This window comes from Microcoleus sp. N9_B4 (genome assembly GCF_036701635.1).
GTDB lineage: Bacteria > Cyanobacteriota > Cyanobacteriia > Cyanobacteriales > Microcoleaceae > Microcoleus.
In genome coordinates, this window is record NZ_JAUBRC010000004.1 from 214806 (window position 1) to 230512 (window position 15707).

Here is a 15707-nt window from a genome sequence, read left to right on the forward strand (position 1 = left end):
AGTATCCACAAAGGTTCGGGAGCTTCAACTGATTTTTTTCATACCCTGATTAAACAACACCCAATAAAAACTGGTAAACAGCCACTACAAACCACGAAATCCTGTATGTTCTGGCAGTTCGGTATAGTTGAGCCAATAGTCGCTAAAACTCTGCATCATTTCCAATAAAGAAGCAAACCCGACTGGTTTAACCAAATAAGAATTTACCCCTAAATCGTAAGCTCGTGTGACATCAAGTGTTTGACTAGAAGAAGTAAGCATAACCACTGGCAAGCGTTTTAGTTCCGGCTGCTGCCTCAGCCAAACCAGAACTTCGTGACCGGATCGTCTGGGCAATTTCAAATCTAGTAAAATTATCGCAGGTAAAGGATAGCGATCGCGATCGCTGTATTCTCCGTCCCCATTTAAATAAAAAACCGCTGCATCTCCATCTCGCACAATTTGCAGCGAAGTATTAGCAAAAGTCTCATTGCGAAATGCCCGCTGCATCAATAGAATATCAACGGGGTTATCTTCCACCAGCAAAATCGTCTGCGTTTGGGTCATGCTTCCTCAGTTGTATCCAAAATCGACTGCCTTGTCCTACTTGAGATTCCACTCCAACTTGACCGCCCATGCGATCGACTCCTTTTTTTACAATAGCTAATCCTATACCAGTTCCGGGGTAAGATTCGATACCGTGCAGCCGCTCAAAAACCCGAAAAATGCGTTTTTGATGTTCCGGAGCAATACCGATGCCGTTGTCTTCTACCCAAAGACGGATGAGGCGGACTGGCAATAGAGGGCTGGCCATAAGTAACTGGGAATGTTCCCACTGTCCCACAGTTTGCCTTTCCAATTCTCCCGCTATATCCCTGTCTGTCTCTCCCTCTTGAGGCAGCTCAAGTTCCTCGGCCCATATCTGCACTTGGGGTGGTACACCTTCCACAAATTTTATAGCATTGGTGAGCAGATTGGCGATTATTTGAACTAAAGTAACGCGGTGGGCAATTACCGCAGGCAAGGGCGATCGAACACTGATTTGAGCGTGCCTGGACTTAGCGTCAGCTTTCACCATAGCAATTGCTTCGGCAACAACTGATTCTAAATCTAAAACTTGCATCGATAAATCAGTGCGGATCAGGCGGCTGTAAGCTAGCAAATCTTGGATTAATTCTTCTAGTTGTTGCCCAGAATTAACAATTTGCTGGGCGTATTCTTGACCAAGTTCGTCGAGGGTATCACGGTAATCTTCTAATAAAGCTTCAGCCAATCCCTGCATTCCCCGCAGGGGAGCACGCAAATCGTGGGCTACGGTATAGGCGAAAGCTTCTAATTCTTCGTTAGCTGCTTGAAGTTGATTTGTGCGGAGTTCCACTCGCCGTTCTAACGTAGCGTTGAGCATCCGAATTTCTGCTTCTGCTTGTTTGCGGGCAGTTATGTCAATGGCGGTACTAATTACTAAACTTCTGCCGTCGGAAAGCTGGCCTAAAGGTGCGGAATAAAAGTCCCAAATTCGAGTTTCGCCACTGGCTGTGGCAATCATATATTCGCCTTCATAAATGCGCGCGTTTAATTGGTGCAGCCGATCGATATCTGCTTGCACTAGCGATTTGCGGCGGTGGTAAGCTTTTTCTGTCCAATCTTCAATTGTGGGAATTTCTGAGTATTCGTAGCCTGAGAGTTCAGTCCAAGCGCAGTTAATTTGCAAAACTTGTCCGTTTTCAGCGTGCAGCATAATTGGCAGCGGTGCCTCGATAATGGCGCGGCGGAAACGTTCTTCGCTTAATTGTAGGAAGTGGCGATCGTGTTCTAGCTGTTCTAACAGTTGATTTTGCTTGATTTCGGCATTGTCGCGCAAAGTTCTATCGCGCTTCACTAAATAGTAAACCAACATCATCAACAGGAAATTTACTAAAGCAGCAACGGTAAAAGTCAGGATTGTCAAATTAGCGCTGGCTTGAGATTCTCGGGCGCGCTGCTGCAATAGCTGAATTTCTTCGGCAGTCATGGCGGCTATCTGCTGCCGAATGCCGCCCATGATTTGCTTTCCCCTACCGGACTTTACTTGCTGCAGGGCTGCTTCTAAGTTTTGTTCGCGTCGCAGATTGATAATTCCTTCAAGTTCGGCTAATTTAGAGTCGATCGCAATTTTCAAGTCGCGAATGCGCTGTTGCTGCCGGTTGTTGTCAGCGGTTAGCTGCTGCAATCCGACTACTTGTTTGTTGATGCGGGCGATCGCGCTGTGATACGGTTCTAAATAAAGTTCTTCTCCCGTCAGCAAATAACCGCGCTGTCCGGTTTCAGCATCTTTTAAGGTGGAAAGCGTAGCTTCGAGTTCGGTTAAAACTTGGTGAGTGTGGCTCACCCAGCGTTCGTTTTCGATTAACTTGAGAGTGTTGCGGTAGGAAGTTGCCGCATTGAAAATTAGCAGCGCTACGACCATTCCGATACCTGCGGTGATTTGGGGAGTCAGCGATTGTTTCATGAAATAGTCGGCGTGCAAGTCCTGCTTTTTTTTATTTTAGCTGGATACGGACTACTGGAATTTTTGGCGCGCTCAGAGACGGCGACTAAAGACTATAAATTTAAGGCTCAAGTGTGCGATCGATCTTGTGTCTAGTTTAGCCTCGATCCTCCTCGCATCCCTCTTAAGTCGGAGATGGCATAAATCGCTCTCTTGAGTCTCGTGATTCAGGCAGACACCAGACAATCTAGGATAGCCTGCAAAGCTTTATTCGCCTTTTTTTGTATCGAGTTTTGTATCGTTCGTGTTCCTTGGGCAGTGTCAAATTGCGGCGCAAATAAAAGAGTTTTTACCTATTGACTTCAGTTGATTTTTGGGGTATATTTTAGATAATGGGAGTGGTGACATAAATTTAAATTTTGCCACTATTCCCATTATTAAATAATACATTGTCAATCTAGCCAAGTCAAGCTTTTTACCCCAAAAAAAAGGCGAATTTTTAAAATTTTATTTAAAAAATAATCTGTTGGAGGCAGGGAGAAATTCACAGAGGCGATGACGCGGGTGAATAGTATCAGAAATCAGAAATGCGAGCGATCGGGTAATTGGGGAGGATTCACCGATTGAAATTAATTTAATATCAACTCCCGTAACATCGGAATTATACTTTGTTTGCGAGACGATCGCACTGCACTCGCAAAAGGATAATTCCGATGCCCGCGAAAACGATATAATTAGGCAACCACAGCGGCTTTCATCGCCAAAATGCGATCGATCGCATCTTCAACAACCTTATCAGGCGTAGAAGCACCCGAAGTCACGCCGACTACAATTTTACCATCCGGTAGCCAACCTTCAGTTACGACCAAATCTCCCCCCAAAGGCTTGTGTTCGATCCGATTTCCCGGTAAAATCCGCTCCGCACAATCAATGTGATAAGAAGGAACAGTTTTGTCGATCGCAATTTCCTGCAAATGCGTAGTATTAGAAGAATTAAAACCCCCAATCACCAGCATCAAATCCAACTTTTCCTCAACCAAACTCAACATAGCATCTTGCCGTTCCTGAGTCGCATCGCAGATAGTATTAAAACTCAGAAAATGCTCGCTCAAATTCTCCGGCCCGAACTTCCGCATCATCGTTTTTTCAAACAACTTGCCAATATTCTCTGTCTCAGTTTTGAGCATAGTAGTTTGGTTAGCAATACCAACGCTGTCCAAATCCACATCTGGGTCAAAACCAGCAGAATAAGCCTTACTAAACTTAGCAAGAAACTCAGCGCGATCGCCCCCATGCAAGATATAATTGCTGACATATTCAGCTTCTTGCCAATTCAGCACAATCAAATACTTATCAGCAAAAGAACTCGTCGCTACAGTTTCTTCGTGCTTATACTGACCGTGAATAATCGAAGTATAATCCTTCTTTTTGTGCTTTTCAACAGTATTCCAAACCTTAGAAACCCAAGGACAAGTAGTATCAACAATCTTGCAGCCCTTATCATTAAGCAACTGCATTTCTTGAACACTCGCTCCAAAAGCAGGTAAAATTACCACATCGCCACTATCGACAACAGAAAAATCTTTCTGTCCATTCTCAACAGCAATAAAACCAACTTCCATATCCCGCAAATGCTGATTGACAGACGGATTATGAATAATCTCATTAGTAATCCAAATCCGTTCGGAGGGGAAATGCTGGCGAGTCTCGTAAGCAATAGCTACAGCGCGTTCCACCCCCCAGCAAAAGCCAAAAGCCTGAGCCAGCCGGATCGTGACTGCGCCGCGTTCCAGTCTGTAATTATTGTCGCGAATTTGCTGGATCAGACTGCTTTGATAAGCCGTCTGCATCACCCCAGCTACCTCAGCTTCGTGTCCGAAACCCTTGCGATGGTAGTTTTCAGACTGTTGGAGCGATCGTTTAAAAGCTTTAGTATCCATGGGGTATCGAGTAGAAATCTAGGTTAATTACCTTTGATTTTAGAATGCCTGGGGTGCGATCGGGCTTATTGGCTCAGTAGCGAAGAGGGGATATGCTATTTATACGATCGACACATGAGGGGGAAGAAGGAATGAACCGCGAAGACGCGAAGGACGCGAAGGAAGAAGAATGAGACAATTGGGCGAAGAGGTAGAACAGTTGGCTTATAGAGCGATTGGGGCGGCTATTGAGGTGCATCGGCTTTTGGGGCCAGGATTTTTAGAATCAGTGTATCAGGAATCCTTAGAAGTTGAATTTCGGATGCGGGGGATAGCTTGTCAGCCTAAAAAGCCAGTAGCAATCACCTACAAAGGTTATTCAGTTGGCGAAGGTCAATTAGACTTTCTCGTTGGCGATATCCTCATTGTCGAACTAAAAGCTGTAGAAAAGCTAGCTCCCATCCACGAAGCCCAAGTTATCTCTTATCTTAAAATGACTAAAAATACCCTAGGCCTTCTGATCAACTTCAACGTTCCGATCCTCAAAGAAGGCATCAAACGCATAATTCTCTCCTCTTAACCCTTCTTCCTCTTCCTTCTTCGCGCTCTTGGCGCCTTCGCGGTTCGTTAAAAAAAACTCAAAAAAAAGCGCTAAAGACGGAAGAACGAATGAACCGCGAAGACGCCAAGGACACGAAGAAAGAAGAATGAGACACTTTCTTTCGCGTTCTTAGCGCCTTCGCGGTTCGTTAAAAAAAAACTTAAAAAAAGCCGAGAGACCCAGATAGCTGAGTCTCTACACGATCGAACTCCCACAGAAAATCAGCTTCAAATCTTCTTAGGCGCAAAAGGAGAGCTCGATTCCAACGAACTGAAACCGCCGGCAAAATCCTCACCGTAAGCTTCTTCCCCATGCTCGCCGATATCCAAACCTTGGTCTTCAGCAGATGACGGCACTCGCAGTTCCATAAACTGCCCCAAAATTTTCAGGATCGCAAAAGTGCCCACAGCCGCAAACACGTAAGTAACTACAACGCCTATAAACTGGGTCACGATTAGCCCCGGATTCCCCGCAAACAGCCCGTCATTGCCGGCAGCATTAACCGCTTTAGTCGCAAACACGCCAGTCAGAATCGCGCCTATAGTTCCGCCGACGCCGTGAATCGGGAAGGTATCCAAAGAGTCGTCAAATCCCAGCTTAGCCCGGAAACTAACGGCAAAGAAGCAGCAAACCGAAGTGATCGATCCGATCAAAAGCGCCCCCACTGGAAGTACGAATCCAGCAGCAGGTGTGATGCCCACCAATCCCGCGAGGAAACCGCTAGCAATTCCCACTGCTGTCGGTTTGCCTCTGAGCACCCATTCCACAATTGTCCAAGTTAAACCTCCGGCTGCTGCAGAAATCATCGTGGTGACAAAAGCCACTGTTGCTAAAGAACCAGCTCCCAAAGCGCTACCGCCGTTGAAGCCAAACCAGCCGAACCACAGCATCCCAATTCCCAGCAAGACGTAGGGTACGTTGTGAGGGGTGTGGGGCTTGTTCAAGTGGTCCTTGCGGGGCCCGATCATCCAAGCTGCGACAACCGCAGAAACACCGGAACTAATGTGAACGACTGTGCCGCCGGCAAAGTCCAGAGATCCGATCGCCTGCAGCCAGCCTCTACCCCAAACCCAGTGGGCTAAAGGAGAGTAGATGAAGGTAGACCACAGCAGCACGAACCAGAAATAGGTTTTAAATGTTACCCGTTCGACGATCGCCCCTGAAATCAAGGCTGGAGTGATGATGGCGAACATCATCTGGTAAACCATGAAGACTTGGTGGGGTATTGTCGGTGCGTAGCCGATCGGATCTGGTGTGTCCGCCGTGACCTTGTTCAAGAACATCCAGTCGAAGCCGCCGATGAAGCTTTCGATCCCTTGACCAAAGCCTTCGGACGCTGGAGTGGAAACATCAAAGGCCAAACTGTAGCCCCACAGCGTCCATGTAACGCCGATGACTCCCATCATCACTAAGCTCATCATCATGGTGTTGAGGACGTTGCGCGATCGCACCAGCCCCCCGTAGAAAAACGCCAGCCCTGGTGTCATCAGCAATACCAGTGCTGAGGAGACCAACATCCAGGCCGTATCGCCACTGTCGATCGGATTCGGCGCCACCGCAGCAGCAGTACCAGCAGCATCTTGAGCTAAGGCATTGTCCGTCAGCGGTACGCTTAACAGCCACAGGGCGATGATGCCGATCGTTAAACTTTTTTTGATCACGTTAGTTGTACCTTCTCATACTCAGCAATTTTCAGGGAAGACCGAGCCGATGTTAGATGGGAGGATTTTAGATGCAATAGTTATTTGGTTTTAAGTCCCTGTTTTAGCGGAACAAATCTTCAATAGATAATTCCCCAATCCTCAACCCCCCGACTTCGTATAGCCGAACTCATCTAAATTCGTCAACTTTCCATCCAATGGTCTATGCCTTTTGGATTGCACCATTTGTACCAACTGTTATTCTGTATCACCCTATACTAAATAGCTACGTATCATATTTCTTAATCTATCAGTCGATACTTGACATAGCCATTGATAACAGAGTAATCGGAGAGGAGTTTTGAGTTGGGGAGAGTGGGAGGAGGAGAGGGGGAGAGTTGGGGAGAATGTTACTTTATCCTTTATCTTTCTAACTAATGACTAATGACTAATAACTAATGACTCATGACTCATGACTCATTTTTCAACTGCATCTGATCGAACAGTTGCAGGGCCGATCGCCAAACCAGATAACCTTGATCGTTAAGGTGCAAGCCATCTGTGCTGAGTTCAGTTGGCAAATTGCCGTCAGCATCCGCAAACAACGGGTACAAATCGAGATACAAAACATTTTCAGAACTAGCAATTTCTTTCAGCCGTCGATTTATTGCTCTAATCCGACTGTTAGGAATCGCCAACAGCCGATCGCGATTTTCCCAAGTAGCTTGTTCCCCGCTGTGGGGCAAAATCGACTGCACAACCACTTGTGCTTTGGGGTGAGCCCACCGCAAATCGCGAATAATCTGCCGCTGGTTGTCCAAAATCCCTTCGTCGCTGGTTCCCCGCAACAAATCGTTAATCCCAATCATCACAAACACCGTATCCGGCGCAGTTCTATCAAACAACTGCAACCGCTTCAGCAAACCCAGGGAAGTCTCCCCCGAAATCCCTTGATTCAGCCAAATTCGATCGACTGGTAACAGCTTGGTTGGGAACCACATACTTAGAGAATCCCCAGCCAAAACACTCAGTCTTGAGGGCCGATTCGCCGCCGCCGCCTCAGCTTCGCGACCCAACTGCGTCACCCACTGCTGGTAAGTCCATTTATGTCGCGGTCCGGGAACGGGCACGTCTAGCACTGCCTTTGCAGAGATCGCCGGTTGGCCAATTTGTTCCTGGGCCGCTTCTGCCGTCACCGCAGCACTTGCCGGGAAGCTTTCTGTCAAGTTGTTTCCCCGCTGCAGTAGTTGAGCGACTGTAAGTATCAGTACCCCGTTCGTCACCAAAGATAGCAAAGCCCAAACCGGAACAGCTTTCGATCGGCTAACTTCCATCCCTAAGAGGGATTTATGAGTTCTACTTCTGCTACCTCCTCCAAACTTCTCCATAAACTCAAGCTATTTGCAGGCCTCACACCAAATAATTTGCACTGATTGCTGCATCAAATTTTACCGCTCAATTAAAGCCTCAATTCTTGTAAGAATCAAGCACTGTGCTGTGTTGGGAGCGACGGCGATGCAGAACTTTGCTTTTTCGCACTACTTTACCATAAAAAATCTGCCTACCAAACTTTCTTGCACATAAATTCGGGTTTGTCTAGGTCTGCTGATTGGACAAAAATATATCTAAAACTTACCGAAATTACTCATTTCTGATGCTAAAATCCAAAAATGAAAAAATTAACTATAACTGAAGCAGCCAAACTTAAAGGTGTGAGTGCTTCCACCTTGCGCCGATGGGAAGCCGAAGGCAAGCTAATACCGGAACGCACCGCTAATGGTCACAGACGCTATGACTTAGGTCATCTTCTCGGCTTAAAACGCGAGGGGGCTTTAACCGTTGCTTACGCTCGGGTTAGCAGTCACAACCAAAAAGATGATTTAGACAGACAAAAACAAGTTTTGGAATTGTTTTGTGCATCTCAGGGGTGGCAATTCCAAATCATTGATGATATAGGTTCTGGGGTTAATTACAGTAAGCGGGGTTTACAACATCTAATTCGGGCGATCGCAGACAATCAAGTAGAAAGGTTGGTATTAACTCACAAAGACAGACTGCTGAGATTTGGTTCTGAACTAATTTTTAATTTGTGCGAACACTTTGGGGCAGAGGTAGTGATTATAAATCAAACCGAAAATACTAGCTGTGACGAGGATTTAGCTAAAGATATACTAGAAATAATCACTGTTGTCTCCGCCCGCCTAGATGGCAGCAAGAATCCCAAGAACAAGCGCATCGTTGAAGAACTTAAAGCAATTGCCGGTAAACTCTAATCAATACACCAGTTTGCAAAGCTAGTCACTTACAGATTCTCAATTCCCAATTACCAATTATCGGTGCACATCTCATGCAATCGGAAACTACTATATTTAAGGCGTTGCATAATAGCGGGATGATTTTGATTTTTTTGTCGGATGGGATCTGGTAGCCCAAAGGCGTGTATTTTCACAGCAGGCGGGACACCCACAAAAATCATCCTCAAATTGTGCAACGCCATATGTAAGCCATTAAAGGTCAACTAAAAATAAAAATATGCCCGCGTTCGCATCGAAGATTTAAACGCGAGCACAACGATAGACAGCCATAAGTTGGCGGCTATTTCAGATTGTGGTTGTTCTGAATAAAGGCGTGAATTAGCTGATAAATAGCTAATCTAGGACACGAAAGCTGAATTGATCGATCTCTTCGCACGCTCTACAGTTTGGTAGTCTTGCCTCCAGAACCCCCACCATAACCGCCGTAGCTGGTCTCACTTCTGTTGTCCAAGCTCGTTTCCTTCACAAACCCGGTATAGGCTTCCATCCCGTGTTCGCCGATATCCAAACCTTCAGCCTCCTCTAAAGCAGAAACGCGGATACCCAGCAAAGCTTTGAGTGCCAGCCAAAAAATCGTACTCAGCAGCACGGTCATCCCGCCTACAGAGATAATGCCGACCAACTGCGCCCAGAGTTGACCGAAACCTCCGCCCACAAGCAATCCGGCTTCGGGGCCTGCGGTATAAAGTCCAGTTGTAGGCCCGTCAGCAAACAAGCCCACTGCCAGAGTTCCCCAGACGCCGCAGACTAAGTGAACTGAAGTTGCGCCTACAGGGTCGTCAATTTTCAAGTTGTCGAAGAAAGTTACTGCGAAAACTACCAGGATACCGGCGATCGTGCCGATAATGGCAGAGTTGGGCACGTTGATCCAAGCGCAGCTAGCTGTTACCCCGACTAAGCCGGCGAGGATGCCGTTGATAATCATCGAAAGGTCGGGTTTGCCCAGATATAGCCAAGCAGTAATCGTTGCAGCAATTCCCCCGAAGGCACCGCCGGTGTTGGTTGTGAGCGCAATATGGGCGATCGCATTTGGATCGACTGCCATTGTGGAACCGGGATTGAACCCAAACCAACCCAACCACAAAATCAGACAGCCCAAGGTGGCAATGCTCATATTGTGTCCCGGCATCGCCACAGTATCGCCGTCGCGGTACTTGCCGATTCGCGGCCCCAAAAATGCCGCTCCCATCAAAGCCGCCCAACCGCCTACCGAGTGAACCACTGTCGAACCGGCAAAATCCCAGAAGCCGGCTTTGGCCAGCCAGCCGCCGCCCCAAATCCAGTGTCCGGTAATCGGGTAAGCAATACCTACTAGCAGCAAGCTGAAAATTAAGAATTCAAGGAATTTAATTCGCTCTGCAACGGCTCCAGAAACGATCGTCGCAGCAGTTCCCGCAAAAACTAATTGGAAAAAGAATTTAGCGCTGAGGGGAACTCCAGTCCAGTTTAATGCGCTGAAAATGCCTTGATAAGCGTCTCCTGTGGCGGGGCTGTTGTCAGCTACGTTCCACAGGAAAAATCCGCCACTGCTGCCGATAAAACCGTTGCCGTCGCTGAACATTAAGGCAAAGCCGATCGCCCAATATGCGATCGTAGACAGCGCAAAAACAATCAAGTTTTTGGACAACACGTTAACCGCATTTTTTTGGCGGCAAAAACCGGTTTCCAACATACCGAAACCGGCGTTCATAAAGAACACTACCATCCCAGCCACCATGACCCACATGGTATCCATGCCCACCTTAAGGCTGGCTAATTGTTCCTCGGTGGTTGGCGCGGGAGCTGTTTGGGCTACCGCCGCATATCCCCACACCAAGACAATGATTGCAGCTAAAGGTATGCAGGCTTGCCAACTTGGAGTGAGGCGGGCGATCGCCCGTGGTAACTTCTTCAACCTGTTGACTTTCGTAAAAAATTTAGCGGATGGCAAATTTAAAGCATCCCGCCTGACTTGTTTCGACTTGTTCTTTCCGACAGTCATTTTAATCACTTTTACCCTCTTTACGGCTAGTAAGCTCAGCAATATTCGGAAAACTTTCCAATCTTACTACAAAAGTTTATGGATTATTTGTTGAGATTGAGATAGTTATGATAGCCTAGCTCTTCTAGTTGATTTTGTTTTTTCAGTACAGATTCGGACAAAGTTTTGCGGTAATGCAGCACTCGCTCTAGCAATTCTGGCTGATGAGCTGCTAGTATCTGAACTGCCAGCAAGCCAGCATTCTTAGCGTTGCCGATCCCCACTGTTGCTACGGGTATCCCGGCTGGCATTTGCACGATCGAGTACAGCGAATCTACCCCTTGCAGGTGGCGACTTGGTACAGGCACGCCAATTACTGGCAAGGGGGTTAAAGATGCTACCATACCCGGGAGGTGCGCCGCTCCCCCGGCTCCTGCGATAATGACTTTCAAGCCTCGTTGGTGCGCGGTTTGGGCGTATTCCACCATGCGTTCAGGGGTGCGGTGCGCCGAGACTATCGCCACGGAGCAAGCAACACTGAATTCTTCGCAAACTGCGATCGCATCTTTCATGGTTGGCAAATCCGAATCGCTACCCATGATAATTCCAACTGTCGCTTGATTCATAAAATTTTCAGATTTGAGATTTCAGATAAATGCTAATTTTAAATGATTGCGTTAACTCAAATTTAGATATTTTGTACCAAAACTGACCCTTAAAAGCAATTTTGCCACAAGCCCCCGTCTGAGCAGCCCTGGAGCCAGTAAAAAGCAAAAAGCTCTCCCTCCTCGTCGCCAGCCACCGGATTTATCCGTAGCGAATATTAAATCTAAAATCTAAAATCTAAAATCGGATGACTGAAGCCACAACCCCACCTGCCGCCCGCACAGATATTCTCAATGTTCGCCTCCCCGGTTGCAAGGATTTGCAGATGCTTGCTGTTGACGAAACGGGCATCATTCAAGAAGTTTGGCCGATGGACGCCGTATTTAAACGGATTTGTCCTCCCGATTTGCAAGTGCTTGATGTAGCAGGCGATTGGCTTTCTCTGGGCGGTGTTGACTTGCAGATTAACGGGGCCCTCGGTTTTGCTTTTCCCGATTTAGAAAACAAGCATATTGAAATTTTGCCGAAAATTTGTCAATTTTTGTGGAATCAGGGAGTGGATGCTTTTTTGCCGACTTTGGTGACAACTTCGCTGGATAAGTTTAGGCGATCGCTCTCGACTATAGCTGATTATATCCGTACTGCAAAAGCTAATGTTGCCACAACCAATAAAGCCAAAACAGCGGAAATTCTCGGCGTTCATCTCGAAGGCCCTTTTCTCAACCCCATGAAGCGAGGTGCTCACCCAGTTGAGTTTTTATTACCGCTAACTATAGAAAATGTCAAGCAAGTTTTAGGAGATTGTGCCGATATCGTCAAAATAATTACTTTAGCGCCCGAATTAGACAGCACTGGCGAAGTCATTTCCTATTTGCAAAGTTTGGGAATTTCCGTCAGTCTCGGACACTCCCAAGCGACGGCAGAGCAAGCCCAACAAGCATTTGAGCGGGGAGCTTCAATGGTAACTCACGCTTTTAATGCGATGCCGAGTTTGCACCACCGAGAACCGGGTTTGTTGGGAGCGGCGATTGTTTATCCGGGCGTAAAATGCGGTTTAATTGCTGACGGGAAGCACGTTTCTCCGACAATGATTGATTTTTTGCTGCGCGCTGGTAGGTATCAAAAAGGCGTTTTTTTGGTGAGCGATGCTTTGGCTCCTTTGGGTTTACCTGACGGTGTTTATCCTTGGGATTCCAGACAAATTGAAGTTAGAAAAGGTACGGCTTGGGTAAGATTAGATTACCACTCGCCCCTGGAATCTGCTACTTTGGCGGGTACAACTCTGCCACTGTTGGCCGGAGTGCAGAATTTGGTGGAGTGGGGAATTTGCGATGCCGAAAGTGCGATCGCCCTGGCAACTGAATCTCCAAGAAAGGCGATCGGAATTTCGGGAATTATTGGCAAATCGGCAACTCAATTGTTGCGCTGGAATTTGGATGAATCGACACAACAATTGACTTGGCATCGGTTGTTTTAAGGAAGAAGGAATAAAAAAGAAGGAAGAAGGAAGAAAAACAATTCAATTTTTTAAATTTACCAATTTCCAATTCCCTTTTTCCCAATTCCCACCCCGAGGCTTTATAATATTTAACCGTTGGCAATAACTCAGCAGCAGGCAGATCGATGAATTTGGTAGACGACAAGACTATAGTTAGACAGTATTTTAACTCGACGGGCTTCGATCGCTGGCAGCGAATTTACGGCGACGGCAAAGTCAATAAAGTTCAGCTAGACATCCGCACCGGCCACCAGAAAACGGTGGATAGAGTCATCGAATGGCTGCAAGCTGACGGCAATTTACACGGGCTTTGTGTCTGCGATGCCGGCTGTGGCGTGGGTTCTCTGAGCATTCCTCTGGCTGACGCTGGGGCAATTGTTTGCGCTAGCGATATCTCTGAAAAGATGGTAGCAGAAGCCTACGAGCGATCGACAGCAGTTCCCGGCAAGCTCTACAACATCTCCTTTGCAGCCCAAGATTTGGAAGCTTTAACGGGCAAATTTCACACGGTTATTTGTTTGGACGTGCTAATCCACTATCCTCAAAGTAAGGCTGCGGAAATGATCGCTCACCTAAGTTCGATCGCCCAATCGCGACTAATTCTCAGTTTTGCCCCCAAAACCTTAGCACTTACCGCCCTCAAAAAATTTGGCGAACTTTTTCCCGGCCCGAGCAAAACTACCCGTGCTTACCAGCACCGCGAAGCTGATATTATCAAAATCTTAGAAAACAATGGTTTTGTTATTAACAGAACAGCGATGACTAGCACTAGCTTTTACTATTCTCGCTTGCTGGAAGCTGTGCGGAAATAGGTTAAAAATATCTGCCGATTCTGAGGCCAGTTTAGATCGTTTATTGGCTGTGTAGATACAGTCTTGACCTGTCAAGGGGTAGCAGTCAAATAATTGGGGTCGAAAGGCTTTTGGGATTTTAAAATCCCAAAAGCCAAATGCACCACCAACTTCCGATATCATTGCGCCAATCACCTGCATCTTGACCTGGACACGACGGCTCTCCTGAGTTTATGGTGTAAAATGTAGGTTCTTCCGTACTTAGTGTGCTAAATTATTAGGAAAGTGCCAAGCAAGTAAAGCTCGCATTTCAAAATTAATGAAGTTTCTCAACCCAAATCCACACCTTTTCAACAACTTGAATTTGTTGTTAATTCCTTCTACTATACCGTTGGTTGTTCTTTGCTCAAAATATCCTACTATCTCTGCTAACCATCTTTTTATTGTGCCTACACTCTTTTTATAGTATGGTTGTGCTTTTTTCAACCAATCAATTAGTTCTAATGTTCCTTCTCCTAAATTCTGACTATGCTCAAATAAAAAATTGAACTCTTCTTTTAACGAGTGCATGATTCCTATTAACGGTGAAGCCTCTTTTACTTGTTTTAATTTTTGTTTTTGTTTGTTATATAAATTACCCTCAGCTTTCAATAATGTATATTTACTTCCTTTCAAACTGTTAAATAATTTAGCCCGTTCTTGGATTTTTAGCGATTCTGCCGCTTTTTTTTGAGCAATTCGCGCCTGATTTAATTCCTCATGAAGCATTTTCGTTACATGAAATCTATGTATCGGTTCAATAAGTAGGGGTAGCAGAGCAAAAAAAAGTAAGCAGAGTACACAAAGTGTCATAAAATAGGAAACATGACGCCAAAGATTATTTCACGCATACAAGTCATCCTGCAATATACTGCAAACCATCGACCCAAAAGGAATTGCAGACGAATCAATGCGTCAGACAGTAGAGCTCTGACTGAACCACTAGCGAGCAATTACAATTAAAAGTCAAAGACTTGGAGTCAGAGAATCAACGGTTGAAAGATGAAAACAACCGATTGAAGGGATAACAAGGAAAACCAGACATCAAAGCCAACTCCAAAGGATTCAGCAGCCAGCACTCATCAGAAAAAGAGCGAAAAACGCCAAAAAAGCACAAAAAGGGCAGTAAGAACGCGACGATTAAAATAGATCGAGAAGAAATACTAGAATATCCGAAAGACAAACTGCCAGCAGATGCAGAATTTAAAGGATACGAACAAGTAATCATCCAAGATATCAGCTTGGCAACCGACAACATATTGTTCCGCAAACAGAAATATTACTCACCCTCAGTCCATTTGTGACAAGTTAAGAAAAAGTGCAAATTGTCAAGGGGGTAGACAAAAAAGGTAAAATAGGATGAAACCTTTACCGGGCAAGCAGTTGAGCCATAATTGAACCAGTTATGATTCGCAAAAAACGCATCAACCGAGATCATGCAAAGAAAAAAAATAGTCCCCAAATAGAAAATGAAGCGATAGCGAATCACTTGGAAGATTTATTAATTCCGGCAATGGCTGCTCAAAAAACTTTTTATCGCCAACTAAATCTAAGAGATAGGATTCTGACACTACCATTAATGATGGCAGCAATATTAAGTTTATTATGGCGAAATGTAGCAGGAGTAACAGAATTAACCAGATTATTAAATAGAGAGGGATTTTTATGGTGTGAGCCGCAAGAGATTAGTCAACAAGCATTATCGCTGAGATTTTTAACTTTTCCAGCAATTTTATTTGAAAAAATATTTAAAGAATTATTGCCTCATTTTCGCCGAAAATGGTTAACAAGAAAATCGAGACCACTACCGGATAGCAGGGTAAGCTCATCTAATTTGGTATAAATTGTACTTGACAAAAAGGGCAAGATATAAAAGAGCCTCCTGTCAAGAG

General features: G+C 45.7%; 12 protein-coding genes and 1 pseudogene. 5 read left to right on the plus strand and 8 right to left on the minus strand.

Annotated elements, in window-relative coordinates; translation table 11 throughout:
- Positions 1 to 84: 84 nt before the first annotated feature.
- From QUA43_RS04405 to QUA43_RS04415, 3 genes are all read right to left on the minus strand, one after another.
- A complete protein-coding gene (locus QUA43_RS04405; RefSeq protein ID WP_333371359.1) occupies positions 85 to 546 on the minus strand; it encodes a response regulator in 462 nt (153 codons plus the stop codon).
- Complete coding sequence (locus QUA43_RS04410) at positions 509 to 2467, minus strand: CHASE3 domain-containing protein (RefSeq protein ID WP_333371361.1); 1959 nt, start codon at positions 2465 to 2467, stop codon at positions 509 to 511. The genes QUA43_RS04405 and QUA43_RS04410 overlap by 38 nt, the downstream gene beginning before the upstream one ends.
- 713 nt (positions 2468 to 3180) lie before the next feature.
- Entirely contained in the window at positions 3181 to 4386 is a 1206-nt protein-coding gene (locus QUA43_RS04415) for a 4-hydroxy-3-methylbut-2-enyl diphosphate reductase (RefSeq protein ID WP_333371363.1), read from the minus strand.
- Positions 4387 to 4555: 169 nt separating this feature from the next.
- On the opposite strand from QUA43_RS04415, the gene QUA43_RS04420 reads away from it, so the two are divergent.
- Positions 4556 to 4945, plus strand: a complete 390-nt coding sequence (locus QUA43_RS04420) for a GxxExxY protein (RefSeq protein ID WP_333371365.1) — start codon at positions 4556 to 4558, stop codon at positions 4943 to 4945.
- Between the two features lie 248 nt (positions 4946 to 5193).
- Here the strand turns inward: QUA43_RS04420 and QUA43_RS04425 are convergent, their stop codons facing one another.
- The gene (locus tag QUA43_RS04425; protein WP_333371367.1) at positions 5194 to 6627 is read right to left on the minus strand and encodes an ammonium transporter; all 1434 of its coding nucleotides are present in this window, start codon (positions 6625 to 6627) and stop codon (positions 5194 to 5196) included.
- A gap of 449 nt (positions 6628 to 7076) precedes the next feature.
- A complete protein-coding gene (locus QUA43_RS04430; protein ID WP_333371369.1) occupies positions 7077 to 7994 on the minus strand; it encodes an SGNH/GDSL hydrolase family protein in 918 nt (305 codons plus the stop codon).
- Between the two features lie 282 nt (positions 7995 to 8276).
- On the opposite strand from QUA43_RS04430, the gene QUA43_RS04435 reads away from it, so the two are divergent.
- Positions 8277 to 8879 carry an IS607 family transposase gene (locus QUA43_RS04435; RefSeq protein ID WP_333371371.1) on the plus strand — a complete coding sequence of 201 codons (603 nt, stop codon included), beginning with the start codon at positions 8277 to 8279 and terminating at the stop codon, positions 8877 to 8879.
- 421 nt (positions 8880 to 9300) lie between these two features.
- Here the strand turns inward: QUA43_RS04435 and QUA43_RS04440 are convergent, their stop codons facing one another.
- Positions 9301 to 10902: an ammonium transporter gene (locus QUA43_RS04440; RefSeq protein WP_333371373.1), complete on the minus strand. Its 1602-nt coding sequence runs from the start codon at positions 10900 to 10902 to the stop codon at positions 9301 to 9303.
- Between the two features lie 83 nt (positions 10903 to 10985).
- Positions 10986 to 11507 (minus strand): 5-(carboxyamino)imidazole ribonucleotide mutase, encoded by a 522-nt coding sequence (gene purE, locus QUA43_RS04445; RefSeq protein ID WP_333081709.1) that lies wholly within the window; start codon positions 11505 to 11507, stop codon positions 10986 to 10988.
- A 227-nt stretch (positions 11508 to 11734) separates the two neighbouring features.
- Between purE and nagA the strand changes: the two genes are divergently transcribed.
- Together nagA and bchM are read left to right on the plus strand one after the other, a co-directional pair.
- Positions 11735 to 12964 (plus strand): N-acetylglucosamine-6-phosphate deacetylase, encoded by a 1230-nt coding sequence (nagA, locus tag QUA43_RS04450; protein WP_333371374.1) that lies wholly within the window; start codon positions 11735 to 11737, stop codon positions 12962 to 12964.
- Between the two features lie 146 nt (positions 12965 to 13110).
- Entirely contained in the window at positions 13111 to 13797 is a 687-nt protein-coding gene (gene bchM / locus QUA43_RS04455; protein ID WP_333371376.1) for a magnesium protoporphyrin IX methyltransferase, read from the plus strand.
- A 240-nt stretch (positions 13798 to 14037) separates the two neighbouring features.
- On the opposite strand, the gene QUA43_RS04460 is transcribed toward bchM, so the two are convergent.
- Entirely contained in the window at positions 14038 to 14628 is a 591-nt protein-coding gene (locus QUA43_RS04460; protein WP_333371378.1) for a transposase, read from the minus strand.
- A gap of 592 nt (positions 14629 to 15220) precedes the next feature.
- Here QUA43_RS04460 and QUA43_RS04465 point away from each other — a divergent pair.
- Positions 15221 to 15631, plus strand: a pseudogene (locus QUA43_RS04465) (hypothetical protein); the annotation flags it as partial.
- Positions 15632 to 15707 lie beyond the last annotated feature (76 nt).